The following is a 24,560-nucleotide window of genomic DNA, read 5'->3' as shown; positions in this document are numbered from 1 at the left end:
CAGGTGAGCGAGCCCGCCCTGCCCGACCGTGATGCCCTGCACCGCAGCATCGACTCGGTGTGGCGCATCGAGGCCGCGCGCATCATCGCCAGCGTGGCGCGCATGACGCGCGACGTGGGCCGGGCTGAAGAGCTGGCGCAGGACGCCCTGGTGGCCGCGCTGGAGCACTGGCCCACCACCGGCCTGCCCGCCAATCCGGCGGCATGGCTGATGACCACCGCCAAGCGCCGCGCCATCGACCACCTGCGCCAGCAGGCGCTGCACGCCCGTGAGCACGAGGCGCTGGGCCAGGACCTCGAAGCACTCGAAGCCCAGTACGCGCCCGATGTGGTGGACACCCTCCTGCACGCCGAGCAAGACGACATCGGCGACGACTTGCTGCGCCTCATCTTCACCGCCTGCCACCCCGTGCTGCCCACTGAAGGAAGGGTGGCGCTCACGCTGCGGCTGCTGGGCGGCCTCACCACGGCCGAGATCGCGCGCGCCTTTCTGGTGCACGAGCCCACCGTGGCCCAGCGCATCGTGCGTGCCAAGCGCAGCCTCACGGCCGCGCAGGTGCCGTTCGAGGTGCCCGGCACAGCCGAGCGCGCGCCGCGCCTGGCGTCGGTGCTGGAGGTGATCTACCTCATCTTCAACGAAGGCTATGCCGCCACAGCAGGCGACGACTGGATGCGCCCCGCGCTGTGCGGCGAGGCCCAGCGACTGGTGCGTGTGCTGGCCAGCCTGGTGCCCGACGAGCCCGAAGTGCAGGGGCTGGTGGCGCTGCTGGAGATCCAGGCCTCACGCCTGCCTGCACGCACCAACGCGCAGGGCCAGCCCGTGCTGCTGATGGACCAGGACCGCGCGCGCTGGGACCACCTGCTCGTGCGCCGGGGGCTGGTGGCGCTGGACAAGGCCGAGCAGCTAGCGCGCGCAGGCCACGCCTGGGGCCCCTACGCGCTGCAGGGCGCCATTGCCGCCTGCCATGCGCGCGCCCGCCGTGCCGAGGACACCGACTGGCACCACATCGTGGCGCTGTACGACGCGCTGCTGCAGGTGGCGCCCTCGCCCGTGGTGGCGCTCAACCGCGCGGTGGCGGTGGGCATGGCCCTGGGGCCTGCCGCCGCGCTGGCCTTGGTGGATGAACTGGCCGCAGAAGCCAGCCTGCGCCACTACCACTGGCTGCCCAGCGTGCGCGGCGACCTGCTGGCCAAGCTGGGCCGGGGGGATGAAGCCCGCGCCGAGTTCAAGCGCGCAGCCAGCCTCACCCGCAACGCGCAGGAAAAGGCGCTGCTGCTGGCCCGTGCGGGCGCATGATCTGATACGGATTGGCGCCCAACCATCCCCAACCGTTCAGGCCGAGCTTGTCGAAGCCACGCGCAGGGCTGCGGCTTTGTGAGCAGATGTTGGGACAAGCCCAGAACAGACCCGGCTCAAGCCCGCTCAGCAGCGCCGCTTTTTCTTCTTTGTATGGTGGTGGCCCGGCGGTGTGGCCGCCTTGGGCGCCAGCCCCAGCGCGGCGCGCGCCAACGTATCGGCGGCGCCATTGCGGTGGCGCGGAATCCATTGCAGGCGGACATTTTCGAATCGCTGCAGTGCCTGGCGCGCCTCATCAAACAGCGTTGCCAGCCGCACGATGGGGGCTGCGGCAGACAACGAGCCCAGCTGCTCCACCAGCACGCTGTTGTCGCTGAACACCTGCACCGGGGTCGATGCCGCCAGCCCTTGCTGCGCCAGCCACTGCAGCGCCTGCATCAGGGCGCGCAGCTCGGCCTCGTTGTTGCAGCCGGTGAAGGTGGTGGCTTCGGAAATCTGGTGCTGCACGGTCCCGTCGGGCCCCGTCAGCACCGCCCCCAGGCCCATGCGCCCGGGGTTGGGCCAGGCGCTGCCATCACAGTGGATCACCCAGGCGCCGGGGGCGAGCGGCGCTGCCGCCCGAGCGGTGGTCACTTGTAGAACGCTTCGACCGTGCCCTTGATCTTGATGAGCAGCGGCTGGCCCTTGCGGTCCACCGTCTTGCCGGCGGGCACCTTCACCCAGCCTTCGCTGATGCAGTATTCCTCCACATCAAAACGCTCCTTGCCGTTCAGGCGGATACCGATGTCGTGCTCGAACACGGCGGCCACATGGTGCGGGCTGCGGGGGTTGACCGACAGGTGGTCAGGCAGGGGCGGCTGGGCGGGGGTGTTGGGGGTGTTGGCTTCGGTCATAGAGGTCTCAGCGAGAAAGGAGAAAACGCAAAGCGCGGATTCTCCGGCATTTGGCGCGCTGGCCGCATTGGTGTCCGATCAGCACCTCGTCACCGCCCCAACGGCGCCACGCCAATCAGCCACGCATGGCCCCAGAACGCAAAGCCCGCCCAGGCCACCAAGCCCACCACCACGGCTGCTGCCGTGCCCGCTGCGCTACCGGCCGCATACACCGCGCCTTGCGCCCGGTCGCGCTGCCGCGCCGCCCGAAAGCTCAGCACCGCCCATAGCAAGAAACTGCCAAACAGCAGCACATCGGCCAGGTTGCCGTTGGACAGCAGGTGCGCCAGCGCCCACACCTTCACGCCCAGCACCATGGGGTGGTGCAGCCTTGCCTTGATCGCATTGCGCGGCACATAGGTGGCGGCCAGCAGCACAAAGGCGATCAGTGTCAGCAGCGCTGCGGCGTGCCGCATGCCGACAGGCGGCACCCACAGCACCATGGGCGCCTGCCGCGCCAGGCCATAGCCCCACACGATGAGCGCCAGGCCCACGGCAGACACCAGCGAATACAGCCCCTTCCACGGCATCTCGCCCATGCGCGCCAGCGTCTGCGTGCGCCAGCCGTCGGCCACGATGCGCACCGAGTGCACGCCCAAAAACACAACGAGTCCAAGAACCAGAAACCACATGGTAGAGCCTTTCATCGGGGGGCAAAGGGAGTGGCCACTGTTTGCCGAGGGTTCCCACAGTGCCCACCGCGAGTATGCCGCCCGTTGGGTGATAGTTTGAATAAAAATGGCTTGTAGCGCTTATGTATCAATCGCTGACAGCTATCAATTGTGTAGTGGCCTGCCTGTGCGCCAGGTCAGCGCACCATCACGCCACTGCGTGTTGGGCCAAAAGCGCGCCCACCTTGGGCTTGGCGCAGCGCTGCACTTGTTGCAGCAGCGCATAGCTGGGCTCTGCCACGCGCCACTGTGTGCGCAGGTCGTGCTGCATGCGCGCCAGCAGCGCAGCGGCCATCTCGGCATCGGCCAGTGCCCGGTGGGCCTGGCCCGTGCGCGGCAGGCCGTGGTAGTCCACCAGCGTACCGAGCTTGTGGCTGGGCGCCTGCGGGTACAGCCGCCGCGACAGCAGCACCGTGCATGCAAACGGCTGCGGTGCGGGCAGCCCGGCCAGGGCCAGCTCGGCCTGCCAGAACTTGCTGTCGAACGACGCGTTGTGCGCCACCATGGGCGCATCGCCCACAAACCGCGCTGCGTCCGCCATCACCCCGGCCGCATCGGGCGCGGCGTTCACCATGGCGTTGGTGATGCCGGTGAGCTGGGTGATGAAGGACGGAATCCACACCCCGGTTTTCATGAGGCTCTGGAACCGGTCCACCACCTGGCCTCTCTCCAGCAGCACGATCGCCACCTCGGTCGCACGCGCGCCCTGGCCGGGCGAGATGCCGGTGGTTTCAAAGTCGATGACGGCGATGGGCGGCATGGGTGCGAAGTGAGTAAAACGAGGGCAACGGTCGATTGTGCCGCGCCCCTGCTTTATGCCCCGCTGTCTGGTCACTGCGGCGCCGGGTCTGGAAGGCCTTGCTTTCTTGCGGCGGGGCCACCCATGCAGTGGCCCCGCCGCGAAAGCGGTGCGGCGTCAGGCGCCGGTGTGGGCCTGGTAGGCCGCTTCGTCCATCAGTGCGGCAAAGTGCGCCGGGTCCACGTGGGCGATCCGCAGCATCCAGCCCGCGCCCTCGGGGTCTTCGTTCACCAGCCCCGGGTTGTCTTGCAGTGCCGCGTTGACCTCCACGATGTCTCCGTTCAGCGGCATGTGCAGGTCCGACGCGGTTTTCACCGACTCGACCGTGCCGATGACAGTGTTTTCGGGCTGGGCGCCTCGGGCGTTCACGTCCACCAGGACGATGTCGCCCAGGGTGTCTTGCGCATGGCGGGTGATGCCCGCGATGGCGCTCTGCCCTCCCTCCTCCAGTCGCACCCAAAGGTGCTCTGCGGTGTAGCGAATCACAGGCGTCCCTTCTCGGCGAGTGTGCCGTCCAGATGAATGGGCTCGCCCAGGTTGAGCATGAGGCGGTTGGCCCAGGCGAACAAAGCCACGGCGTGCACCAGGTCGAGTGTTTCGGCGTCGGTCAGGCCCACGGCGCGTGCGGCATGGACATGGTGCGCATCCAGCTCGGCCGGTGCCAGGCCCAGCACGGCGGACAAGCGCACGATGCATTGTTCGCGCTCGGTGGTGCCTGCGCTGGCCGGGTCTTCAAAGAGCTGGGCGATGACATCGTTGCGTTTGGCCAGCTGCTCAAAGCGCTGCGCATGCACCGAGGCGCAGTACACGCAGCCGTTCAGGCGCGACTCCACGGTGGCGCCCAGCTCGCGCTCTGCGCGGGGCATGCCGCCCGGGGCAAACATGATGGCGTTGAAGGCGATGGAGCGCTGCAGCAGCATTTCGGGCTGGTGCGCAAGCAGGCGGAAGTAGGCCTGGTCTTTGGCGGTCGGGTTCATGGCCTCCAGTGCCGCCAGCTGTTCGGGCGTGGCGTCTTCAAGGCGCAAGGGCTCCACCCAGGGGCGCCAATCGAGCACCTCGTTGGTGAAGCCGTGGATGCGCAGCGGGTTGGGCAGCGATTGGCCCACGGGGGCGGGCGCACGGGGCGCCGCCGTGGTCTCGGGCGCCGGGCCTGCGGCCACCAGAGCCCGCAGGCCTGCGTGCAGCCTGATTTGGTAGGACAGGAACGCAATGAGCTGGCCCACAGCAACGATGGCCGACGGTGCCAGGCCCACGGCCTGCAGTGCCTGCACGGCCTGTTGGCCGCCTTCGATCGGCTTGTGCGTGAGTTTGCGGGTGAAGTCCAGCAGCGCCGCGAGCCGGGCGTCGGGTGCGGTGGTGGTGCCGGTTGTGTCATCGGCTGCTGCCAGGGTGGCAGCACTGGCGCCTTCCGCCAGCAGCCGCTCGCGGTAGTGCGCCGCCAGGGGCGCAGACCCGCTCACCTGGCAGGCATGCAATGCAACGGCCAGGCGCTCCGCCACCGTCACCCCCGCCACGCTGGGGGCGAACATGGCGGTGTAGCTGCCCTGAGTGGCATCGACGATTTTGGGGCGCTGGCGGCGCAGGGCATGCACTGCGTCGTCGGGTGCCAGGGGCACGCTCTGGTCGATCACGTCGAAGTCTGTGGGCGGGAGGGTCATGGAGCTTTGTCTTCCTTTGTGGGGTGGGTGTGGCGTCTGAAAAAAGGGCTGCAGGGGGCTTCAGCAAGCCGCCTCGGTCACTGCCAGGGGCGGGGCGGGCACCCATTCGTCGCCTTGCAGTTCAGGCTCTTCATAGGCTTGCAGGGTGGCAAAGTGCTGCTCAAAATCCTCGCCATAGAAGTGGCTGGCGATGCCCTGGGCCAGGCGGCGAGCGCCGTCGCTGATGTTGGGGATGTCGCCTGCCACCGCGCCGTGCGACAAGGTGGCGGGATAACAAAAGCAGTGCACCCGCGACAGGCCGGGGCAGGCGCCCGGGGTGGCCTCTTGGAACTCGAACGCGGGGCCCAGCACGGGCGAATCGGCCAGCTCCTGGTCGGCCTGGCCCGCCGGGGGCTGGTAGCGCTGCGACCACACCTGCAGGTGGGGGGCAATGGCCGCGAACTCGGGGCGCTGGCTCCAGTCGATGACGAAGCCGGTGGAGACGATCAGAAAGTCGAACGTGAACCGCCCCTTGGGCGTGCGAACCACCACGGTATCGCCCTCGGCATGCACGGACTGCACTGGGCAGCCCAGGTGAAAGTGCGCGTTGGTGTGGCGTGACACGCGCAGCGTGCTGCCCCGTGGCGGCGGCACCTGGGCGCTGTTGATGTACTGGCGCAGCCGCCATTTGTCGGCGTCGGGCAGGTCGTGGTGGCCGTGGGTCAGGCCCGCGACGCCGGAGCCCTTGCTCTTGTTGATGCGCGGCAGGTCGGTGCGGCGGATCAGCAAATCAACGCGGGCGGCGCCAGACTCCAGCGCCGTGGCGGCACTGTCCATGGCCGACGAACCTGCGCCGATCACGCCCACGCGTTGGCCCTTCAGCAAGGTGTAGTCGTTGGGGTCGGACGAGTGTGCCCACAGGTGGCGCGGCAATTCCTGCATGAAGCCGGGAATCGCAGGACCCCCCAGACCGTCGCGCCCGGTGGCTACCACCACACGGCGCGCCAGCAGTGTGCCGGGCCCGCTCTCGGTGCTCAGTTGCAGCTGCACCAGGCCGTCGGCGCGGGGCTCGATGCGGGTGACCGTGGTGCCGTTGCGCACGTCCACCTGGTTCACGCGGCGGAACCAGCGCAGGTAGTCCATCCACTGCAGGCGCGGTATCTTGTCCAGGGCGTCCCATGCGGGCATGCCGAACTGCGCGACGAACCAGGCGCGGAACGTGAGGGCCGGTTGCCCCATCGCCGGGCCGACCAGTTCCTTGGGCGAGCGCAGGGTCTCCATGCGCGCGGTGGTGGCCCACGGGCCTTCCAGGTCCTTCGGGGCGCGGTCCAGCACCACGGCCTCGATGCCTTGGTGCGCCAGGCCCACGGCCGCCGCCAGGCCCGCTTGCCCGCCACCGATGATGGCCACGTCCAGCACCTTGTCCCCATTGCAAAGGCGGGGCCGCATCCAGGCGCGGGGCGGCAGGCCCAGGAAGAGCATGTCTTGCGCCAGGCGCTGCTCCAGCGCGGGCAGGCCGATGGCGTGTGGACAGGTGACGGGGGCTTGTGCGGCAGTGGACATGGTGCTTGGCAGAGGGGGATAGAAAAAAAGGAAGGTCAGTTCAGCTCGATGCCCGCAGCCTTCACGACCTCGGCCCACTTGACGCGGTTGTCGTGCACGGTCTTCTTGAACTGCGCGGGCGATTCCACCCGGATGCTGTTGCCCATGGCCTCGAACTTGGCGCGCACTTCGGGCTGTTGCACCACGGTGGCGATGGCGCTGTTGAGCTTGGCCACAATGGCTGCGTCTGTGCCATGGGGGGCGAACACCCCAAACCAGATCGAGCTGTCAAAGCCTTGTGTACCGGCCACGCCACTGGAGGCGATGGTGGGCACTTCAGAAACGGCGGCCACGGGCTTGGCGGTGGTCACGCCCAGCAGGCGCACCTTGCCCGCCTTGTACTGGGGCAGCGCGGTTTGCACCTGGTTCATGATGCAGCAGGTTTCGCCGCGCACCACCGAGGTCAGCGCCTCGGGCCCGCCCTTGTAGGGCACATGCACCATGTTCAGGCCCAGGCGTGCGTTGAACTCGGCAAACGCCATGTGCGTGCCCGTGCCGTTGCCGGTGGAGGCGTAGTTGTATTTTCCGGGGTTGGCCTTGATGAGCTCGACGAATTCCTTGAGGGTCTTGGCCTGCACCACGTCAGGGTTGACCATCAGCACGTTCGACACATCCAGCACCGGGGCCACGGGCACAAAATCGTTTTCCACGTCAAACGGCAATTTCTTGTACAGCGCTGCGTTGCTGCCGTGGGTGGCTGCGGTGCCAAAGACCAAGGTGTAGCCGTCGGGCTTGGCGCGTGCCACGAACTCGCTGGCAATGTTGCCTGCGGCGCCCGTCTTGTAGTCGATGATGACCGGCTGGCCCAGCAGCTTGCCCAGGGGCTCCTGGATGGAGCGGCCCACCACGTCCACCCCCGAACCGGCCGGGAAGGTCATGATGAGGGTGATGGGCTTCGCAGGCCAATCGCCCTCGGCTTGCGCCGCCGTGGTGCTGAGCGCCAGTCCTGCGGCCATCCACAAAGATGCGATCAGGGGGCGTGTCTTGGAGGGGTGCAACATGAAAATCCTTCAGTGGGTTAAATGCGAGCCATCAACGCAAACGCTGTGCCAAAGAGTGCAATGTTGGTGCAAAACCCATGAAATTTAGCAATTCTTTTCCTATTAGCTCATTCGAAAGAATAATTTTGCGAGAGCAAGAAATGAAGGGCTGCGCCATGGCAGGAATTGGCGCGGGGCTTCACGCCACGTGCTGCAGCCGGTTGAGCGCAGCTTGCATGTCATGCACCAAGTCGTTGCAGGACTCCAGCCCGGCGTGGATGCGCAGCAACGGCCCCGTGTGTGTCCACGGGCGCACCGTGCGCGTCGGCGTGTCCATGGGCAGGCACAGGCTCTCATAGCCCCCCCAGGACAGGCCAATGCCAAAGAGCTCCAAATGGTCGAAAAACGCCTCCAGCGCGGCGCGGGGCACGGGGCGAAGCGCCACGGCAAAGAGCCCGCTGGCACCCCGAAAGTCGCGCCGCCACAGCGCATGCCCCGGGTCACCGGGCAGTGCGGGGTGCAGCACGCGCTCCACCATGGGGTGGCGCGCCATGCTCTCTGCCAACAGCACACCGTTCTCCCAGTGCCGGTGCAGCCGCACAGACAGGCTGCGCAGGCCCCGCAGGGCCAGGTAAATGTCGTCGGGCCCCGCCGTCTGGCCGAAGTCATGGGTGGCCTGTTGCAGCAGTCGCCACGTACGCTCGTTGGCGGTGGCCACGCCCAGCAGTGCGTCGGAGTGGCCCACGATGTACTTGGTGGCAGCCTGGATGGACAGGTCCACCCCGTGCTCAAACGGTTTGAAGAACAAGGGGCTGGCCCAGGTGTTGTCCATGACAACGAAGGCGCCCACGCGGTGGGCTGCCAGCGCAATGGCGGGAACGTCCTGCACCTCAAAAGTGGCCGATCCCGGGGACTCGACGAACACCACCCGGGTGTGGGGCTGCAGTTGCGTGGCAATGCCCGCCCCGGCGCATGGGTCGTAGAACTCCACCTGTACGCCCATGCGCTGCAGAACGCCCAGCGCAAAACTGCGCGTGGGCCCGTAGATGCTGTCGGGGAACAGTGCGTGGTCGCCTGCGCGCAGCAGTGCCAGCAAGCTGTGGGTGATGGCGGCCAGCCCCGAGGGGAACACCAGCGCGTTGTGCCCACCTTCCAGGGCGGCGACTGCGGTTTCCAGCGCACGCGTGGTGGGGGTGCCAAAGCGGCCGTACGAGGCGTAGGGGTTGCCCGGCAGCTTGCGTGACTCCCATTCGTTGAGCGACTTCGAGATGATGGTGGAGCCCCGAAACGCGGGGGTGTTGACCATGCCGGCATGGCTGGAAGGGTCGCGGCCCGCGTGGACCAGATGGGTGTCGCAGTCGAAAGTGTGGGGGAGTGCCATGGCGGTTTCTGCTGTCATATGCACTGCAGTCTAGGCACGTGGCATGCGCAATAATTACCAAAATAGGCTATGTTTTGTTAAAGTTTTAGAAAACTTTTCCCTTTCAAAGGTGATGCATGGAATCCACCGCTTCCATCGACAAGATCGATAAAGCCATCCTGGCGTTGCTGCAGGCCAATGCCAGCGCGTCGTTGCAAGAGGTGAGCGAACATGTCAACCTCTCGGCCACGCCCTGTTGGCGGCGCATTCAACGGCTGGAGCGCGAGGGCTATATCCGCCAGCGCGTGGCCCTGCTGGACCCCGCCAAGCTCAACGTGGGGGTGACGGTGTTCGTGTCCATCCGTACCAGCCAGCACAACGAGCAATGGGTCCGGCGCTTCACTGCGGTGGTTACGGCGATCCCGCAGATCGTCGAGTTCTATCGCATGAGCGGTGACGTGGATTACCTGTTGCGCGTGGTGGTCCCCGACATCAAGGGCTACGACGCGGTGTACCAGCGGTTGATTCGCGAGATCGAGCTGTCGGACGTGAGCTCCAGCTTTGCCATGGAGCAAATCAAGTACACCACTGCCTTGCCGTTGGAGTACGCGTAAGCGAGGCACCGGGAAGCGACTGTGCGGTGTTTGGGCGCACCGCACGGTCTCATGGGCGCGTCAGCTGGAGCGGGTTGATCCGCCGAGGGTCCGGTTTGCCGGGGGCGTTGAAGTGGGTGTTGGTCCTGCCCCGTGTGTCAACTGCGGCGTTGCGCCAGAAAAAACTGCAGCATGGCGTGCGTGGCGCCCACACCGCCTGGGTCGGTATGGCTGCCGTCCGCATGCCCGCCGGCCCAGGCGTGGCCCGCACCGTGCAGCACCCAATGTTCTGCCACCACCTGTTCGTGTGGCGCGTTGGCGGGCGACGCGCCAGCGGCCGTCGAATACACGGTGCATGTGTAGCCTTTGCCGCCAGGGGACTGGCCGGTGTGCACGGCCTCTACCGTCTCACGCGCGCCGCCTGCAGCAGCGGCCAGGGCGGCCAGTGTGGCCTCGATCAGTTGCTCTCCATTGTGCGCATGCACGGTGGTGTCGGCATCGCCATGGAACACGATGATCGGTGGTGGGGGCAGGGCTGGCACGTTGGCTGGGCGGTGGGCTGTGTGATGTTCTGCGGCGCTGGGCTTGGCCCCGTTTTTCATGGCCGACAGCGCGCCCATCACGTTGTGCGCTGCACCCGCCTGCAAGCCCGAGTGCACGCCCACGGCGGCAAACAGGTCGGGGTATTCGCGGCCCAGCAGTGCGGCCATGGCGCCACCGGCCGACAGGCCGGCCACGTACACGCGTTGTGCATCCACCGAGTGGCGTGCCACCACGTCGTGCAGCATGGCGACCAGCAGTGCGGGCTCGCCGCTGCCACGGTGTTGGTCGCCAGGGCGAAACCAGTTCCAGCAGCCGTTGGGGTTGGCGCTGTGGGGCTGCTCGGGGTACAGCACCAGCGCGTTGGCAGGCGTGGCCGCCGCGTTCATGCCGGTGCCGGTGGCAAAGTCCACGGGGTCTTGGGTGCAGCCGTGCAGCATCAGCACCAGGGGCATGGGGCTACCTGCCGTGGCACCCGGGGGCACATACAGGTGGTAGTGGTGCGTCTGGTGCCGCGTGGCGGTGTGGGTGAACGCCACCCGCGTGAAGCTGCCGGGCGGTTCGGCCAGTGGGTTGTGGTTGGCAGCGGGGCGGGGTGCGGCGTAGGCCCGGGCTTCGTCCTCCGCCTGGGGCGCACGGCTGCTGCGGTCGATGACCACGGCGTCCGCCACCTCTTGCGGCGTGCCGGCTCTTCGCCAGAGAGGGGCCTCTGCCATGTGTGGCTGGGGTGTGTGAGACGGGGGTGTGACGTCCGCGCGGGCGGGTGTCGGGGGGCCGCCGTGGCGCGCCGCGGCCCCGCCCAGCGCCTGCTGTATGGCGCGCGTGGCATCGGCCAGTTGGCCGCTGCGCACCAGGTGGGTGGCTTCACCCATCAGGCGCTTGAGGTCGGTATTCCAGTCCATGGGGACTCCTTCGTGGTGGGTGCGCGCGCTAGGCGGCGCGCTGCGGTCCGTGTCCGTGCGTTGTCTCGGCGCAGGGGCTCAGCCCATGCGCCCGGCCAGTGCGGCTTTGACCGCTGCGCTGGCATGGAATGCGCCCAGTACCGTCACCGAGGCGATCGTGGCCTGCGCCAGTGCGGGCGGCACGTCGTCGTCGATGCTGGCCAGGCCCAGCACGCGGATCTCCAGTGCCTGGCCAGCCGCCTGCACGGCCTCCAGCTCGGCCCGGCCAAAACGCTGCAGCCCCAGCACAAGCATCTTGCGGGCCACCACCTGGCGCACGGCGTCGTTCTGGGCCGTCAGCTGGTTGCGGATGGCGGTGCGGATGAAGTCGGTGCGGTTGGCGTAAAAGCCTTCGGACACCAGCAGGTCAATGTGGCCCAGGTCCACAAAACCGAGGTTGATGGTGACCTTCTCGGACTCGGGCACCTTGCCGCGCGGCGGGGTGATGGGAACGATATTGCTCATCAATAAAACTCCATAAGACATCCATATGGATGGCGCATGGATGGCAATTGGATGCTGCTTGGCAGGTTTTCAAGACCAGTGGCCAAAGAAAAGGAGCCCGTAGGCTCCTGTGGCGGGAGAAAATGCTATTAAATATGTAGCTGTTTGCGCTTTTACCATAAGCGCTAGAGGCCATTTGGCTCATACATCTTCGATGAACCACTCTTTGTTGCGCCCGTGGCGTTAGCAAAGCCCAGCCGACGCCCCACCTTGGGGCAGGCTGAGCCCGCCCCAGCCGCTTAATTCAAGGTCAGCTCTTTGTGTTCGCCCAGGTCGCGCGGCTGCTCACCCGTGATGGCGGCTTTGGCCATTTTGTAGAGCTGCACCATCTTGCTTTCGTCCACATCCCAATATTCGGCGTGCCGAATACGCACGGCCAGCAATGCCAGGTCCGGGTCGCTCACCCCACCGGGAAACCAGGCCTCAGCCATGGGCGTCCACAGCGCTTCTTTTTGAGCCGGGTCATCCACAAACCGGGCCTGGCCTGACAACGAGACATAGCTGTCCTCATCGGGGTCGGCGTACGACACATTCACTTCCCCATCGGTCAGCAGCCGTTCATACAGCTCGCCTTTTTGCGAGATGAAGAAATAGAGCTCGGCCTTGGTGTCCAGATTTTTGTTCTGGGTGGTCAGCGGGTGCGCGTGCAATATGCCTGTGGCGGTGCGGTGCGTGAGCATCCCGAAACGAATGTCCTTGATGAGCTTCCACAAGGTGTCGTGGGCGGGGGAGTTGGGGTGCATGGGGCCTCCAGCAGGTGGTGGGAATCAATCGGTCAGTGCGAACACTGCAACCGATTGACTCTAGACACCACCGCAAGGCCTGAGCGTCGGCGGGGAGCGCCGATGCCTGTGGGCCGTTGTCTGACATGGGGGCGCCGCCCTCCCCTGTCAGGCCTTTTTCAAGAACTCCGACTTCAGCAGCATGCTGCCCAGGTCCGTCTTGCAGTCCACGTTGTGGCCGTCGGCGCCATCGACCAGGCGGATGCTTTTGATCTTGGTGCCCTTCTTGAGCGTGGACGACGAGCCCTTGACCTTGAGGTCTTTCACCAGGATCACGGCGTCGCCGTCGGCCAGGGGGTTGCCATTCGCATCACGCACGATGCCGTCGCCGGCTTCTGCGGCATCGGTGTCGGCTGCATCGGCCGCCTGCGGCCATTCAAACGCGCAGTCGGGGCACACGTAGTTGGCGCCATCGGGGTAGGTGTTCTCCAAGCCGCATTGGGGGCAGGCAGGGACGGTATGGGGCATGGTGAGGTCCTCTCTGTAGGTTGTTGTTGAGTGGGTATTTTTGAACACGAACCGGCGCTTCGACAGGCTTAGCCCGAATGGGTTCAATGGCTATGCCGACTCTGCGGGGTTGAAAATGAACGTGTGAAGTGTCGCCATGTCATAGCGGCGCGCGTTGCTCCAGTGCAAACGGCGGCAGCCCTTTGAGCAGCCGCTGGCCGTAGCTGGTGCGCGTCAGGCGCTTGTCGTAGCAGTACACATGCGCCATGTCTTCTTCGGTGCGAATCGCGCGGCCCACCCATTGCGCCAGCCGGATGGCGGTGGCAGGCACCACCAGCTCGCTGAAGGGGTCGCGGCCCACGGCGCGCAGCCACTCGGCGCGGGCCTCGCCCACCGGGTCGTCAGGCGGGGCAAAGGGTAGCTTGGTGATGAAGACCGATTCGCACAGCCGCCCCGGCAAATCCAGCCCCTCGCCAAACGACTGCATGCCGAAGATGACGGAGGGCTCGCCGTTTTCCACCCGCTCACGGTGGCGGCGCAGCAGCTGTGTGCGCGGCAGTGCGTTTTGCACCAGCACCACGCTGCGCATGGCGGTGGGCAGCGCGTCCACGGCCTGGCGCATCTGCTCGCGCGAGGTGAACAGCACCAGCGCGCCGTACTCCACGCGGGCAATGTCGTGCAGCAGCGCCTCGACCATCTCGGCCGTGAATTGCGCGGCGTTCTTGGGGTCGGCGCGCGTCTCGGCGGCAATCAGCGTGCCTTGTGCAGCGTAGTTGAAGGGGCTGGGCACCTCCAGCGTGGTGGTGGCTTCATCGCCATGCAGGCCTGCCTCTCGCAAGAAGAAGTCGAAGTGCCCGCAGCTGGTGAGCGTGGCCGATGTCAGCACCGCGCCGCGCACCGCACTCCACAAGTGGTTGCGCAGCGTGGTGCCGGGCAGGATGGGGCTGGCGTGGGCCTTGACCACAATGAAGTCGCCATCCACCTCCAGCGTGAACCATTTGGCGGCGGGCACCGCGCCCTCGGGTGCATCCTGCAGCAGCAGTTGTGCGGTGGCGTGCAGCTCTTCCAGGCGCGGGGCCAGCATGCCGATCTGCGCGTACAGCGTGGACAGGCGCTTGGCCTCGTCGGGCTTGTCGCGCATCTCGGCGCGCAGGGCTTTGCTGATGGCGCGCAGGGCGTCGAGAAAGCCCTCGGCACTCGCGGCCAGCAGCCCGAGTGGGGCAATGAGCTGTTCAGGCAACTCACCCCGTGGCACACGCACACGCGCCGGGCCCCAGGCGCTGGGCTGGCTTTTGAGCTGCGCGCCATACACCTCCATCACGATGCGCGCCAAGTCCTGCAGCGTCTGCCGCAGTTGGGCGGAGTGTTTGGGGATGTCGGCAATCTCCTCCACCTCCAGCAGCGCGCCAATGCGCAGGCCCCGGCTGGACAGGCGCTCGATCCAGGTGATGCGCGACAGGTCCATGCTGCACGCAAACTGGTCGAGCGCGGTGGCAGGCAGGTGGTGGGCTTCGTCCAGCACCAGGAGGCAGTTGTCCAGCTCGGGCAACACACGGGCGCCCAGCGATGACAGCAGCAAATCGTGGTTGGCCACAATCACCTGCGCGCCCACCAGCTCCTTGCGCTTGTCGTAATAAGTGCATTGGCTGAAGGCCGGACAGTGCTTGCCGGTGCACGATGCGCCCTCGGCCGCCACGGGGCTCCACACCTCGGGCTCGGGCGGCGTGTCCAGGCTGTCGCGGTCGCCATCCCACGCGCCTTTCGATAGCGTCTGCGCCATCGTTGAATAGAACTGCATGCGCGCCTCGGTCTCGTGCCGGGGGCGCTTGGCGCGGGCGGCGGCTTCCTCTTCTGCAAACAGGTCGTCTTCGCCCTCTTCCTCGGCCTCGCCCGTGCCCGCCAGGCGGTCGAGCTTGAGCTTGCACACATAGCGCCCGCGCCCCTTGGCCAGCGCAAACTTGAAGGGCTGGGGCATCAGCGCGGCCAGCGCGGGCAGGTCTTTGTTGACCAGCTGCTCTTGCAGCGCCACCGTGGCGGTAGAGATCAGCACCCGCGTGCCGCGCGACAGCGCCAGCGCAATGGCCGGCGCGCAGTACGCCAGCGACTTGCCCACACCCGTGCCCGCCTGGATGACGGCGATGGACCGCGTGGGCGCGGCCTCGCCACTTTCTTCATCCACCTTGCCCAGCGTGGCGCTGCTGAAGGTGCGCGCCACCTGCTCGGCCATCAGCCGCTGGCCGGGGCGGCTGCGGAAACCCGGCGTGGCTGACACCACCGCATCAAACGACTGCAGGGCCTGGGCGGCCCATTCTGGGGAGGACATGGATAAAAAGTGGCTGTAGCGCTTGATAGATAAGCGCTATAAGCTATCTATTATGTAGCATTCGGTGGATCGAGATGAATCTAGAGGCTGGTGATTTATACAGTAATATCCCGAAAGCGATGCTGGAGCACCCATGAAAACCTTGCCCGCAGAATTCGATAGTCAGTCCATCCGCCGTGTGTACGACGACAGCACGGAAACCTGGTGGTTTTCGGTGATTGACGTGGTGCAAGTGCTGACGGATAGCAACAACGCTAGGCGTTACTGGTCTGACCTCAAACGCAAGCTCATGCAAGAAGCTGGTTCTGAGCAACCGTACGAGAAAATCGTACCGTTGAAATTGATTGCACCAGACGGCAAAAAGCGTGAGACCGATTGCGCAACCGCAGAAACTTTGCTGCGCATTGTGCAATCCATCCCCAGCCCCAAGGCAGAACCCATCAAGCTCTGGCTGGCCAAGGTGGGTTACGAGCGCATGCAGGAGATGGCTGACCCTGCCCTGTCGCTGGACCGTGCCCGCCAGACCTGGCAGCAGCACGGCCGCAGCGACAAGTGGATTCAGCAGCGCATGACGGGGCAGGAAACCCGCAACAAGCTCACCGACTACTGGAGCGAGCATGACATCAAGGCGGGCAGCGAGTTCGCCATCCTCACCAACATCATTCACCAGGAATGGGCGGGTTTGAGCGTGGCGCAGCACAAGGAGTTAAAGGGCCTGGCCAGCCACAACCTGCGCGACCACATGAGCGAGGCCGAGCTGATCTTTACCGCCCTTGCCGAGCTATCAACCCGGCAAATTGCCGAGAGCGTGGAAGCCTCGGGAATGGCCGAGAACAAGACTGCTGCCAAGACCGGCGGGCGCATCGCGCGCCAGGCCCGCAACCAGCTGGAGAGCCAAACCGGCAAATCGGTGGTGACAGGGTCCAACTACCTGCCCCCCGCTGTGCCTAAAGTGACCAAGGTGGCAAAGGCAGTGAAACCGGCCAAAGTCACCAAAGCGCCGTCCAAGAAGGCGTAGGGCATAGCGCAACCTTACTCACCTCAGGAGCCGCCCGTGGTTGACGGCTGCCATTGAACCCGTTCCCCTGTCTGCCCTGCAGCACTGGCAATACTGCCCACGCCAGTGTGGGTTGATCCATCTGGAGCGGCAACCTGCACACCCTGCGCGGCCAGGCAGTGCACCCGGGCCGACCAGCCTGGGGTGGAGACTGCCAACAGCCCTGCGCCCACATGGCGCATAGACCTACACGGGCCACGATGTCCGCGTTTTTACGATGGAGCTGTTGCGGCAACAAATGTCGCTCGTCCCAAGGAGACCCCATGCCCCGCACCCCCAACCCCCCTGCACCCGCCCCCACCGGGCCAGAACCCTCGGTAGACACCACCAAACGCCAGGCCCCGGGGCCAAAAACGCAGGGGCTGCTGAGGGAGCCTGGTGCACCGCCTAATGCGCAAGAAAAGGCGCAAGAAAAGCCCAAGCTCCCCCACGAGCGCGATGAATCGGTGGACATGACCCATGGGAAGCCGGACGTTCAAATCGAGCAGGCTTACCGTGATGTGCAGCGTGGACTGCAGGACACCGACCGGGGGCCGCCCGCCGACAAGGCCTATCAGAAACAAAAGAGCTGACGGTTTGTCGTTATTTCTTCATTGATAGCTGCTGACGCTTATGGAATAAGCGCAAGCAGCCATTTTTTCTTGAGGGGACTACCTGCGTTGCGCGGCGCCCCTCATCCCCGCTCGCGCAGCGCCCGCTCGATCCGGTCGCGCCGCACCGTCGTCTTGGGCACCTTGAACGGGAACCAGCTGCGCACGTCTTCTTCGAGCCCAATGCCGTGCATGTAGTTGTAGATGGCTTTCTTGAGCGCGCCGCCCAGCGCGTCGTGGTCGACGCCCGTGGGGTCGATGAAGGCCACGTCGTTCTTGGCGAAGTCGCCCGGGGGCAGGGGCGCCAGGGTCACACCGTACTCCTCGGGGTTCTGGCCGACGGGCGAGTGCACGGTGCAGGCAAAGCGGTGAAAGAACCCGCTCTGGATGCAGCCGTTGGCGAACAACTGGCGCACATATTCGAGCGCATCCACCGTGTCTTGCACGGTCTGCGTCGGAAAGCCGTACATCAGGTAGGCATGCACCAGGATGCCCGCGTCGGTGAAGGCCCGCGTCACGCGCGCCACCTGGTCTACCGACACGCCTTTTTTCATAAGCTGTAGCAGCCGGTCCGATGCAACCTCCAGCCCGCCTGAGATCGCAATACAGCCGCTGTCGGCCATCAGCTCGGCCAACTCGGGGGTGAAGGTTTTTTCAAACCGTACATTGCCCCACCAGCTGATGCCCGCGTTGCGCGCGATCAGCTCGGTGGCCAGGGTCTTGAGCGCCTTGGGCGGCGCGGCCTCGTCGACGAAGTGAAAGCCCGTTTGCCCGGTCTCGCGCACGATCTCTTCGATGCGGTCGGCCAGCACGGCGGCGCTGGCGCCCTCGTAGCGGCTGATGTAGTCCAGGCTCACGTCGCAGAAGCTGCACTTCTTCCAGTAGCAGCCGTGGGCCACCGTCAGCTTGTTCCAGCGCCCATCGCTCCACAGGCGGTGCATGGGGTTGAGCATGTCCAAGAGCGACAGGTAGCGGTCCAGCGGCAAGCCGTCCCAGGTGGGCGTGCCCACCTCGGCAAAGGCAACGTCGGCCTCCATCATGTTGATGTACTGCACCGCGCCGTCGCCGCCTTCTCCATCGTTGCGCACAAAAGTGCGCACGAGGCGCTGGCGGCCGCGCTCGCCGCGCACATGCTCCAGCAGCGCCAGCAACGGGCGCTCGCCCGCGTCCAGCGTCACGTAGTCAAAGTGGTCGAACACGCGCGGGTCGGCCAGCTCGCGCAGCTCGGTGTTCACAAAGCCGCCGCCCAGCACGGTGGTGATGTGCGGGTGCCGTGCCTTGATGGCCTGCGCAATGCGAAACGCCGCATACACCGAACCCGGGAACGGCACAGAGAGCAGCACCACATCGGGCGCATGGCGCTCCAACGCCTCGTGCGTGAGCTGCTGCAGCATCTCGTCCACCAGCGTGGGTGGGGCGGCGAGTGCATTGGCCAGCGGGTCAAACGTGGGTTGGCTGCCCGCCAGCGATTCGGCATAACGCACAAACGCAAAGCGCTCATCCACCGCTTCGCGCAGCACATCGGCCAGGTCGTTCAGGTACAGCGTGGCCAGGTGCTTGGCCTTATCGTGCAGGCCCAGGGCACCAAAGGCCCAGCCCAGCGGGTCGCCGCCTTCGTCGTCCACATACACATCCAGCGTGGCGAAGCGTGGGCCTTCGGGCAGGTAGTTGCGGCCTGCGATGCGGTGCGCCAGCGTGCTGTCGCGCCCCTGCAAAAAGGCGATGGCAGGGCCGATGGTGGCGAGGTACCTGTCCTTCTGCGCCGCAAAGCTCTGCACGGCGGGGCTCTGCTTTTTGGTGGGCAGCGCATCCACCTTGGCCGCCACGGCACGCAGCCCTTCGGGCGAGAGCAGTTGCAGCACCAGCGCCAGTGCCAGGTCTTCCTGAAACGCGGTGACGCCGCGCGAGCGCAGAAAGCCCGTGAGGTAGGCGGTGGACGGGTACGGCGTGTTGAGCTGCGTCATCGGGGGGATGACGGAGAGCACGCGCAGCGGTGGGGCGGGAGGGGCGACGGCGGACATGGTGGGGAAAAGCAATAGGGCGATGCGGTGCCGCCGCAGGTGAGCGTGGAAGTCGCCGATTATCCCGGCGCAGCCTTATCCCTTGCTCGCTGGCGGTTCAGTCGCTGGCAGCGGTGCATCGGGGGTGCCTGCCAGGTAGTTGTTCTTCACCCGCACATAGTGCTCGGCCGAGTACTTCAGGTACGCGATCTCGGCCTCGGTCAGCGCGCGTTGGCGCACTGCGGGGCGGCCGATGTAGAGGTAACCGTTCTCCAGCACCTTGCCGGGCGAGACCAGGCTGCCCGCGCCCAGCATCACGCGGTCTTCGATGATGGCGTCGTCCATCACGATGGAGCCCATGCCGATCAGGCACTCGTTGCCGATGCGGCAGCCGTGCAGGATGACCGAGTGGCCCACCGTGACGTAGTCGCCAATGACCAGGGGCGAGCCTTCGGGCTTGCTGGCGTTGCGGTGCGAGACATGGCCCATGGTCAGGTCCTGCACATTGCTGCACACGCCCACGGTGATGCGGTTCACATCGCCACGCAGCACGGCGTTGCACCACACCGAGCTGTCGCGGCCCAGCGTGACGTCGCCGATGACCTGGGCAGAGTCGTGGATGAAAACGCCGGTGTCCAGAACCGGGGCGGTGTCGAGATAGGGAGCGATGGGCATCTTGGTTTCAGGCTGCGTGTAAACAACGGGCGAGCGTAGTGCAAATCGCTCCTCACGCTGGCTTGCTGGCCAGGGTGGTTGCATTGATCAGCGCGCTGGGGCGCGGCGAGGGGCGGGTTTTGCCGGTGCGGCGGCCGGGCCTACCACCGCTTGGCCCGTGCTTCGCCTCTTGGCATTTGCGGGCGCCTTGGCCTCTTGGGAGGGCGCGGCATAGAACCCCAGGAACATGTCCACCGCATCCCCCACCACTTGGGTTTGCTGCGCGGTGGTCAAGGGCGGCTGGCCCATGGCCAGCTGGGGCCAGAACGCGAAGGCCTTGACCATGCCCTGCAGTTGTTGCGCGGCATAGGGCACATCCATGGTGCTGCGCAGGCGGCCGTCCTGCTGGGCGGCGCGCAGCCAGCGCGGCAGGCCTTCTTCCTTGGCCGAGAGCTTGGCCGTGATGGCGCGCGCGCGCTCGGGGGTGTGCATCATGTCGGCCATGGCCACGCGGCTCAGGTCGACGAAGCTCGCGTCGTTGAGCAGGCGCATCTTTTGCGCGAGCAGCTCCATCAGTTGTTTGCGCAGCGGGCGGGCGGCGGTGTAGGCCAACTCGTCGGGCGACTGGCTGCGCTCCCACATCAGCAGCAGGATGGCTTCGAACAGCTCTTCCTTGCTCGGAAAGTGGTTGTACACCGTGCGTTTTGACACATCGGCCGCTGCGGCCACGCGGTCCATGCTGGTGCCGTTGAAGCCGTGTTCGCGGAACTCGCCGATGGCGGCCAGCACGATGGCCTCGCGCTTGCGGTCGGTCAGGCGGGGGGTGGGCGGGGCGGCGGTCATCGGGTGATTTTACACCCGGCAGTGTACTTTTTATAAAAGTGAACTACACTGTGCAGTGTAATAAATGTCTCGCAGATCCGGCCCCCTCCCCGCTGTCCTTCGCCGCCGCCTGCTCCCGGCACTTTGTGTCGCCATCGTTGTACTGATCGCCATGGCCTACAGCCTCTTCTCGCGCGCCGCCCAGCCGGTGGCCACTTATGAACAGTCGCCGCAATTCGCGGGGGGCAAGTTTCGCAACGCGGCGCCCCGCCACGCGCTCGGTGCCCTCAAGATGCTGCAGGTGATGTGGCGCTTTGCCACCGGCAAGCCCGATGACTCGGTGCCGCGCCAACCTGTGCCGGTGTACGCCGTGATGCGCTCGGACCTGCTGGCCGCGCCCGACCTGAGCCTGTGGCGCCTGGGGCACTCCACCCTGCTGTTCAAGATCAACGGCCAGTTCTGGCTGACCGATCCGGTGTTTTCCGAGCGCGCTTCGCCGTTCCAGTTCATGGGTCCCAAGCGTTTCCACGCGCCGCCCATCACCATTGAAGAGCTGCCGCCCATCACCGGCGTGATCCTGTCGCACGACCATTACGACCACCTGGACTACGCGGCCATCCAGAAGCTGGCGCCCAAGGTGGCGCACTTCATTACGCCGCTGGGCGTGGGCGACCGCCTCATCGGCTGGGGCGTGCCGGCGGCCAAGGTGCAGCAGTTCGATTGGTGGCAGGGCACCACCGTCGCAGGGCTGCAGCTGGTAGCCACGCCCGCGCAGCATTTCTCGGGTCGGGGCCTGCAGGACGGCAACAGCACGCTCTGGGCATCGTGGGTGCTGATCGCGGGTCAAGGCGCCGACCCGATCCGCATCTTCTTCAGCGGCGACACGGGCTACTTCGACGGCTTCAAGGCCATTGGCGAGCGGTTCGGTCCGTTTGATCTGACGCTGATCGAAACCGGCGCCTACAACGCCGACTGGCCCGACATCCACATGCACCCCGAGGAGAGCCTGCAGGCCCATCTCGACGTGAAAGGCCGCCATCTGTTCCCCATCCACAACGGCACGTTCGACCTGTCGTTGCACCCGTGGGTGGAGCCCTTCGAGCGCATCACCGCACTGGCCGCTGCCGCGCAGGTGCCGCTGGTGGCGCCCATCATGGGTGAGCGGCTGGACGTCCGCGCGCCTGCGCTGTCCACGCACTGGTGGCGCAAGGTGGAGCCACAGGCTGCGGCCTCGACGTTGGCAGACCGCAGCGCTGCCCTGGCCCCGCAGCCTGAGGCCTATTGATTCATCGCAACTTGCGCGCGAGCCCGCCCACCACCCGCGCCGCAGCGCGGATCTCCGCCTCGGCATACCCTGCATAGCCCAGCAGCCACCCCTTGCGCGGCGACTGCATCGCGTAGCGCGACAGTGGGGCCAGCATGACCCCGGCCGTGAGCGCCTGGCGGCTCAGGGTCTCGTCATCGCTGCCCAGCGCGGCTTCGTGCAACAGGTGCATGCCCCGGTCGCTGGGTCGCAGTTGCCAGGCGCCATCGCTGGCATCGGCCAGCGCATCGATCAGCACCCGCTGGCGCGCCTGGTACAGCTCGCGCATCTGCCGCAGGTGGCGCAGCAGGTGGCCTTCGGCAATGAAGCGCGCCAGCACCGCCTGCGTATCACCCGGTGCGTGCCGGTCGGTGATGGCGCGGGCCATGGCAAAGGCCTCGACCAGCGCGGGCGGCACCACCACAAAACCCAGGCGCAGGCCGGGGTGCAGCGTCTTGCTGAAGGTGCCTACATACAAAACGCGCTCCGAGCCCGGCAGGCTGCACAGCGCAGGCACGCGCTGGGCCTTGCCGTCGTTTTTGCCGTACTGGAATTCGCCGTCGTAGTCGTCTTCCACCACCCAGGCGTCGTGCGTGCGCGCCCATTGCAGCAGCGCCTGCCTGCGCGCCAGGCCCATGCATGCGCCGGTGGGGAACTGGTGCGTGGGCGTGACCACGGCCATGCGCGCGCCGGGCCATTGGGCCGCACCCTCGTCGATGCGCAGGCCCTGCGCGTCCAGCGCCACAGGCCGCGCCAGCACACCGTGGCCCAGCAGGCTGGCGCGAATGCCGGGGTAGCCCGGGTCTTCCACCAGCACCTCGTCGCCCACGTCCAGCAGCAGGCGTGCCATCAGGTCGATGCCCTGCTGTGAGCCCGAGCACACCACCACCTGCGCCGCATCGCAGCGGATGCCGCGCGACGCCCACAGCCACTGCGCCACGGCCTGGCGCAGGTTGGGGTCGCCCGCAGGGTCCAGGTACTGCGCGCGGGCGCTGCGCTGGCCGGGGCGGGCCTGGCGTGCGAGGCGGTCCCACAGGGCAAACGGAAACGTATCCACCTCGGGCGCGCCAATGCGGAACGCGCGTGCCGCCACATGCGGCGGGCGCCAGCGCGCGGCCGTCTCGGCAATCAGCTGCCCGCGCCGCGACAGCCCACGCGGCGGTGCCACCAGCCCTTGCGTGGGTGGCGCGCCTGCGGCCTGCGAGACATAGGTGCCATCACCCACGCGCGCTTCCACATAGCCCTCGGCCTGCAGGCGCTGCACGGCCCACAGCACGGTGTTGCGCGACACGCCCAGGCTGGCTGCGTGCTCGCGCGAGGGCGGCAGGCGCGTGCCCGCCGGCAGCCGGCCCTGCTCGACGGCGCTGCGCAGCTGCTCGTACACCCGTTGGCGCAACTGGCCCAGGCGCCCGTCCCGGGTGGCTGTGGTTTGGGGATTGGCTCCGGCAACTGGCATGAATTGGCCCCTTCGTTGTGGCAATGCAGCCATAAACTGAAGAACCATTGTAGAAACCATCCGGGTCGCCTGCGAGGCCCGGACCCACAAGAAAGACCCCATGGCCGAGCACACCGCCACCATCACCTGGTCCCGTGGCAATGACGACTTTCTGGACAAGCGCTACCACCGCGCTCACACCTGGCAGTTCGATGGCGGCGCCACCGTGGCCGCGTCGTCGTCGCCCCATGTGGTGCCGCTGCCGTATTCCGACGCGGCAGCGGTGGACCCGGAAGAAGCCTATGTCGCGGCCCTGTCGAGCTGCCACATGCTGTGGTTCATGGACTTCGCCAGCCGCGCGGGCCTTCGGCTCAACAGCTACACCGACGCGGCCGTGGGCACCATGGCCAAAAACGCGCAGGGCCAGCTGGTCGTCACCCATGTACAGCTCAAGCCCGTCACGCGCTTTGATGCGGCGCATGCGCCCAGTGCCGCACAACTCGATGACCTGCACCACCGCGCCCACGCGTCGTGTTTTCTGGCCAACTCGGTCAAGACGCAGATCGACTGCGCGCCAGTGCTCGAAGTGGAAGGGGGCTGACATGGCCAACGCCAACCGGCAGTTTCAGGTGACCGATGCCGCCGCCCAGCAGGCGCTGGTGCGTGTGCAGCCCCTGGCCACACTCGTCATCGCCCATGCAGGCGCGCTGCACGTCAACCACATCCCGTTGTACCTGGACCCAACGCGCGGCGCGCATGGCACGCTCATCGGCCATGTGGCCCGCGCCAACGCGCTGTGGCCGCTGCTGCCCCAGCAGGCGGTGGCGGTGTTCCACGGCCCGCAGGCCTATGTGTCGCCCTCGTGGTACCCGTCCAAGGCCATCGACGGCAAGCAGGTGCCCACCTGGAATTACGCCACCGTGCACGCCCACGGCGCCCTGAGTGCGTTTGACGACCCGGTGCGCCTGCGCGCCATCCTGCACACCCTGAGCGAGCAGCACGAGGCGCACCGCCCCGACCCGTGGCGCATTGACGATGCGCCGCCCGACTACATCGACAAGCTGCTGCGCGCCATCGTGGGCATCGAGCTGGCGGTGGAGCGCTGGGAAGGCATCTGGAAGGTCAGCCAGAACCGCACCGACACCGACCGTGCGGGCGTGGTGCAGGGGTTGCTGGCGGAGGGCACACCGGCGGCTGCGGACATGGCGGCGCTGGTGCGGGGCGTGTGATTTGCGTGTTGAGAAGATCAAATTTCATAGCTGCTTGCGCTTGATGGATAAACGCCAGAGCCT

At 66.5% G+C, this 24,560-nt stretch carries 25 protein-coding genes; 7 read left to right on the top strand and 18 right to left on the bottom strand.

The genetic code is table 11. The features are described 5' to 3' along the window. Positions 1 to 3 precede the first annotated feature (3 nt). Positions 4 to 1,296, top strand: a complete 1,293-nt coding sequence (locus tag KI609_RS00280) for an RNA polymerase sigma factor (protein ID WP_226445855.1) — start codon at positions 4 to 6, stop codon at positions 1,294 to 1,296. A gap of 126 nt (positions 1,297 to 1,422) precedes the next feature. Here the strand turns inward: KI609_RS00280 and KI609_RS00275 are convergent, their stop codons facing one another. From KI609_RS00275 to metC, 9 genes are all read right to left on the bottom strand, one after another. Then, a complete protein-coding gene (locus KI609_RS00275) occupies positions 1,423 to 1,929 on the bottom strand; it encodes a ribonuclease HI family protein (protein WP_226445854.1) in 507 nt (168 codons plus the stop codon). After that, positions 1,926 to 2,189, bottom strand: coding sequence for a DUF3297 family protein (locus KI609_RS00270; protein ID WP_226445853.1), 264 nt, complete (start codon positions 2,187 to 2,189; stop codon positions 1,926 to 1,928). Before KI609_RS00270 ends, KI609_RS00275 begins: the two co-directional genes overlap by 4 nt. An 89-nt stretch (positions 2,190 to 2,278) precedes the next feature. Next, positions 2,279 to 2,860 carry an NnrU family protein gene (locus KI609_RS00265; protein WP_226450600.1) on the bottom strand — a complete coding sequence of 194 codons (582 nt, stop codon included), beginning with the start codon at positions 2,858 to 2,860 and terminating at the stop codon, positions 2,279 to 2,281. Between the two features lie 187 nt (positions 2,861 to 3,047). Beyond that, the gene (locus KI609_RS00260) at positions 3,048 to 3,659 is read right to left on the bottom strand and encodes a PolC-type DNA polymerase III (protein ID WP_226445852.1); all 612 of its coding nucleotides are present in this window, start codon (positions 3,657 to 3,659) and stop codon (positions 3,048 to 3,050) included. 156 nt (positions 3,660 to 3,815) lie between these two features. Continuing rightward, a complete protein-coding gene (locus tag KI609_RS00255; protein ID WP_226445851.1) occupies positions 3,816 to 4,184 on the bottom strand; it encodes a glycine cleavage system protein H in 369 nt (122 codons plus the stop codon). Beyond that, entirely contained in the window at positions 4,181 to 5,356 is a 1,176-nt protein-coding gene (locus tag KI609_RS00250; RefSeq protein ID WP_226445850.1) for a CMD domain-containing protein, read from the bottom strand. Before KI609_RS00250 ends, KI609_RS00255 begins: the two co-directional genes overlap by 4 nt. 60 nt (positions 5,357 to 5,416) lie before the next feature. Beyond that, complete coding sequence (locus KI609_RS00245; protein WP_226445849.1) at positions 5,417 to 6,898, bottom strand: NAD(P)-binding domain-containing protein; 1,482 nt, start codon at positions 6,896 to 6,898, stop codon at positions 5,417 to 5,419. 35 nt (positions 6,899 to 6,933) lie between these two features. Beyond that, positions 6,934 to 7,893, bottom strand: coding sequence for a Bug family tripartite tricarboxylate transporter substrate binding protein (locus tag KI609_RS00240; RefSeq protein ID WP_226450598.1), 960 nt, complete (start codon positions 7,891 to 7,893; stop codon positions 6,934 to 6,936). A 223-nt stretch (positions 7,894 to 8,116) separates the two neighbouring features. Next, positions 8,117 to 9,298 (bottom strand): cystathionine beta-lyase, encoded by a 1,182-nt coding sequence (metC, locus tag KI609_RS00235; RefSeq protein ID WP_226445848.1) that lies wholly within the window; start codon positions 9,296 to 9,298, stop codon positions 8,117 to 8,119. Between the two features lie 134 nt (positions 9,299 to 9,432). On the opposite strand from metC, the gene KI609_RS00230 reads away from it, so the two are divergent. Beyond that, positions 9,433 to 9,891 (top strand): Lrp/AsnC family transcriptional regulator, encoded by a 459-nt coding sequence (locus KI609_RS00230; protein ID WP_319003148.1) that lies wholly within the window; start codon positions 9,433 to 9,435, stop codon positions 9,889 to 9,891. A gap of 137 nt (positions 9,892 to 10,028) precedes the next feature. Here the strand turns inward: KI609_RS00230 and KI609_RS00225 are convergent, their stop codons facing one another. From KI609_RS00225 to dinG, 5 genes are all read right to left on the bottom strand, one after another. Beyond that, positions 10,029 to 11,312 (bottom strand): alpha/beta hydrolase family esterase, encoded by a 1,284-nt coding sequence (locus KI609_RS00225; RefSeq protein WP_226445846.1) that lies wholly within the window; start codon positions 11,310 to 11,312, stop codon positions 10,029 to 10,031. A 78-nt stretch (positions 11,313 to 11,390) separates the two neighbouring features. Further along, positions 11,391 to 11,816: a CopG family transcriptional regulator gene (locus KI609_RS00220; protein ID WP_226445845.1), complete on the bottom strand. Its 426-nt coding sequence runs from the start codon at positions 11,814 to 11,816 to the stop codon at positions 11,391 to 11,393. A 278-nt stretch (positions 11,817 to 12,094) separates the two neighbouring features. After that, entirely contained in the window at positions 12,095 to 12,598 is a 504-nt protein-coding gene (locus KI609_RS00215; RefSeq protein WP_226445844.1) for a pyridoxamine 5'-phosphate oxidase family protein, read from the bottom strand. A 147-nt stretch (positions 12,599 to 12,745) separates the two neighbouring features. Then, positions 12,746 to 13,105, bottom strand: a complete 360-nt coding sequence (locus tag KI609_RS00210) for a zinc ribbon domain-containing protein YjdM (protein WP_226445843.1) — start codon at positions 13,103 to 13,105, stop codon at positions 12,746 to 12,748. A gap of 139 nt (positions 13,106 to 13,244) precedes the next feature. After that, positions 13,245 to 15,407 (bottom strand): ATP-dependent DNA helicase DinG, encoded by a 2,163-nt coding sequence (gene dinG / locus KI609_RS00205; protein ID WP_226445842.1) that lies wholly within the window; start codon positions 15,405 to 15,407, stop codon positions 13,245 to 13,247. Between the two features lie 133 nt (positions 15,408 to 15,540). On the opposite strand from dinG, the gene KI609_RS00200 reads away from it, so the two are divergent. Beyond that, the gene (locus KI609_RS00200; RefSeq protein ID WP_226445841.1) at positions 15,541 to 16,425 is read left to right on the top strand and encodes a Bro-N domain-containing protein; all 885 of its coding nucleotides are present in this window, start codon (positions 15,541 to 15,543) and stop codon (positions 16,423 to 16,425) included. Positions 16,426 to 16,727: 302 nt separating this feature from the next. After that, positions 16,728 to 17,036 (top strand): hypothetical protein, encoded by a 309-nt coding sequence (locus KI609_RS00195; protein WP_226445840.1) that lies wholly within the window; start codon positions 16,728 to 16,730, stop codon positions 17,034 to 17,036. 101 nt (positions 17,037 to 17,137) lie between these two features. Here the strand turns inward: KI609_RS00195 and KI609_RS00190 are convergent, their stop codons facing one another. From KI609_RS00190 to KI609_RS00180, 3 genes are all read right to left on the bottom strand, one after another. After that, positions 17,138 to 19,018, bottom strand: coding sequence for a B12-binding domain-containing radical SAM protein (locus tag KI609_RS00190; RefSeq protein ID WP_413463450.1), 1,881 nt, complete (start codon positions 19,016 to 19,018; stop codon positions 17,138 to 17,140). Positions 19,019 to 19,150: 132 nt separating this feature from the next. Next, positions 19,151 to 19,729, bottom strand: coding sequence for a gamma carbonic anhydrase family protein (locus KI609_RS00185; protein ID WP_226445838.1), 579 nt, complete (start codon positions 19,727 to 19,729; stop codon positions 19,151 to 19,153). Between the two features lie 87 nt (positions 19,730 to 19,816). Next, positions 19,817 to 20,551 (bottom strand): TetR/AcrR family transcriptional regulator, encoded by a 735-nt coding sequence (locus KI609_RS00180; RefSeq protein ID WP_226445837.1) that lies wholly within the window; start codon positions 20,549 to 20,551, stop codon positions 19,817 to 19,819. 151 nt (positions 20,552 to 20,702) lie between these two features. Here KI609_RS00180 and KI609_RS00175 point away from each other — a divergent pair, with 151 nt between their 5' ends. Continuing rightward, positions 20,703 to 21,815 carry an MBL fold metallo-hydrolase gene (locus KI609_RS00175; protein WP_226450596.1) on the top strand — a complete coding sequence of 371 codons (1,113 nt, stop codon included), beginning with the start codon at positions 20,703 to 20,705 and terminating at the stop codon, positions 21,813 to 21,815. Between the two features lies 1 nt (position 21,816). Here KI609_RS00175 and KI609_RS00170 read toward each other — a convergent pair whose 3' ends face one another. Next, the gene (locus KI609_RS00170; protein ID WP_226445836.1) at positions 21,817 to 23,289 is read right to left on the bottom strand and encodes a PLP-dependent aminotransferase family protein; all 1,473 of its coding nucleotides are present in this window, start codon (positions 23,287 to 23,289) and stop codon (positions 21,817 to 21,819) included. Between the two features lie 100 nt (positions 23,290 to 23,389). On the opposite strand from KI609_RS00170, the gene KI609_RS00165 reads away from it, so the two are divergent. Further along, the gene (locus KI609_RS00165) at positions 23,390 to 23,869 is read left to right on the top strand and encodes an OsmC family protein (protein WP_226445835.1); all 480 of its coding nucleotides are present in this window, start codon (positions 23,390 to 23,392) and stop codon (positions 23,867 to 23,869) included. Position 23,870: 1 nt separating this feature from the next. Next, on the top strand, positions 23,871 to 24,497 hold the full coding sequence (locus KI609_RS00160) for an FMN-binding negative transcriptional regulator (protein WP_226445834.1): 627 nt from the start codon (positions 23,871 to 23,873) through the stop codon (positions 24,495 to 24,497). Positions 24,498 to 24,560: the final 63 nt, after the last annotated feature.

The sequence above is a fragment of the Acidovorax radicis genome, assembly GCF_020510705.1.
Taxonomy (GTDB): domain Bacteria; phylum Pseudomonadota; class Gammaproteobacteria; order Burkholderiales; family Burkholderiaceae_C; genus Acidovorax; species Acidovorax radicis_A.
Note: the sequence above shows the minus strand (reverse complement) of the source record. Positions and strands in the feature narration are given on the sequence as shown.

Coding starts and splice junctions, on each gene's coding strand:
- KI609_RS00190 (WP_413463450.1), bottom strand. CDS start 19,018: ATGACGCAGCTCAACACGCCGTACCCGTCCACCGCCTACCTCACGGGC.
- KI609_RS00165 (WP_226445835.1), top strand. CDS start 23,390: ATGGCCGAGCACACCGCCACCATCACCTGGTCCCGTGGCAATGACGAC.
- KI609_RS00170 (WP_226445836.1), bottom strand. CDS start 23,289: ATGCCAGTTGCCGGAGCCAATCCCCAAACCACAGCCACCCGGGACGGG.
- KI609_RS00250 (WP_226445850.1), bottom strand. CDS start 5,356: ATGACCCTCCCGCCCACAGACTTCGACGTGATCGACCAGAGCGTGCCC.
- KI609_RS00210 (WP_226445843.1), bottom strand. CDS start 13,105: ATGCCCCATACCGTCCCTGCCTGCCCCCAATGCGGCTTGGAGAACACC.
- KI609_RS00225 (WP_226445846.1), bottom strand. CDS start 11,312: ATGGACTGGAATACCGACCTCAAGCGCCTGATGGGTGAAGCCACCCAC.
- metC (WP_226445848.1), bottom strand. CDS start 9,298: ATGGCACTCCCCCACACTTTCGACTGCGACACCCATCTGGTCCACGCG.
- KI609_RS00200 (WP_226445841.1), top strand. CDS start 15,541: ATGAAAACCTTGCCCGCAGAATTCGATAGTCAGTCCATCCGCCGTGTG.
- KI609_RS00240 (WP_226450598.1), bottom strand. CDS start 7,893: ATGGCCGCAGGACTGGCGCTCAGCACCACGGCGGCGCAAGCCGAGGGC.
- dinG (WP_226445842.1), bottom strand. CDS start 15,407: ATGTCCTCCCCAGAATGGGCCGCCCAGGCCCTGCAGTCGTTTGATGCG.
- KI609_RS00215 (WP_226445844.1), bottom strand. CDS start 12,598: ATGCACCCCAACTCCCCCGCCCACGACACCTTGTGGAAGCTCATCAAG.
- KI609_RS00185 (WP_226445838.1), bottom strand. CDS start 19,729: ATGCCCATCGCTCCCTATCTCGACACCGCCCCGGTTCTGGACACCGGC.
- KI609_RS00245 (WP_226445849.1), bottom strand. CDS start 6,898: ATGTCCACTGCCGCACAAGCCCCCGTCACCTGTCCACACGCCATCGGC.
- KI609_RS00175 (WP_226450596.1), top strand. CDS start 20,703: ATGGCCTACAGCCTCTTCTCGCGCGCCGCCCAGCCGGTGGCCACTTAT.
- KI609_RS00195 (WP_226445840.1), top strand. CDS start 16,728: ATGCCCCGCACCCCCAACCCCCCTGCACCCGCCCCCACCGGGCCAGAA.
- KI609_RS00180 (WP_226445837.1), bottom strand. CDS start 20,551: ATGACCGCCGCCCCGCCCACCCCCCGCCTGACCGACCGCAAGCGCGAG.
- KI609_RS00260 (WP_226445852.1), bottom strand. CDS start 3,659: ATGCCGCCCATCGCCGTCATCGACTTTGAAACCACCGGCATCTCGCCC.
- KI609_RS00265 (WP_226450600.1), bottom strand. CDS start 2,860: ATGTGGTTTCTGGTTCTTGGACTCGTTGTGTTTTTGGGCGTGCACTCG.
- KI609_RS00270 (WP_226445853.1), bottom strand. CDS start 2,189: ATGACCGAAGCCAACACCCCCAACACCCCCGCCCAGCCGCCCCTGCCT.
- KI609_RS00160 (WP_226445834.1), top strand. CDS start 23,871: ATGGCCAACGCCAACCGGCAGTTTCAGGTGACCGATGCCGCCGCCCAG.
- KI609_RS00220 (WP_226445845.1), bottom strand. CDS start 11,816: ATGAGCAATATCGTTCCCATCACCCCGCCGCGCGGCAAGGTGCCCGAG.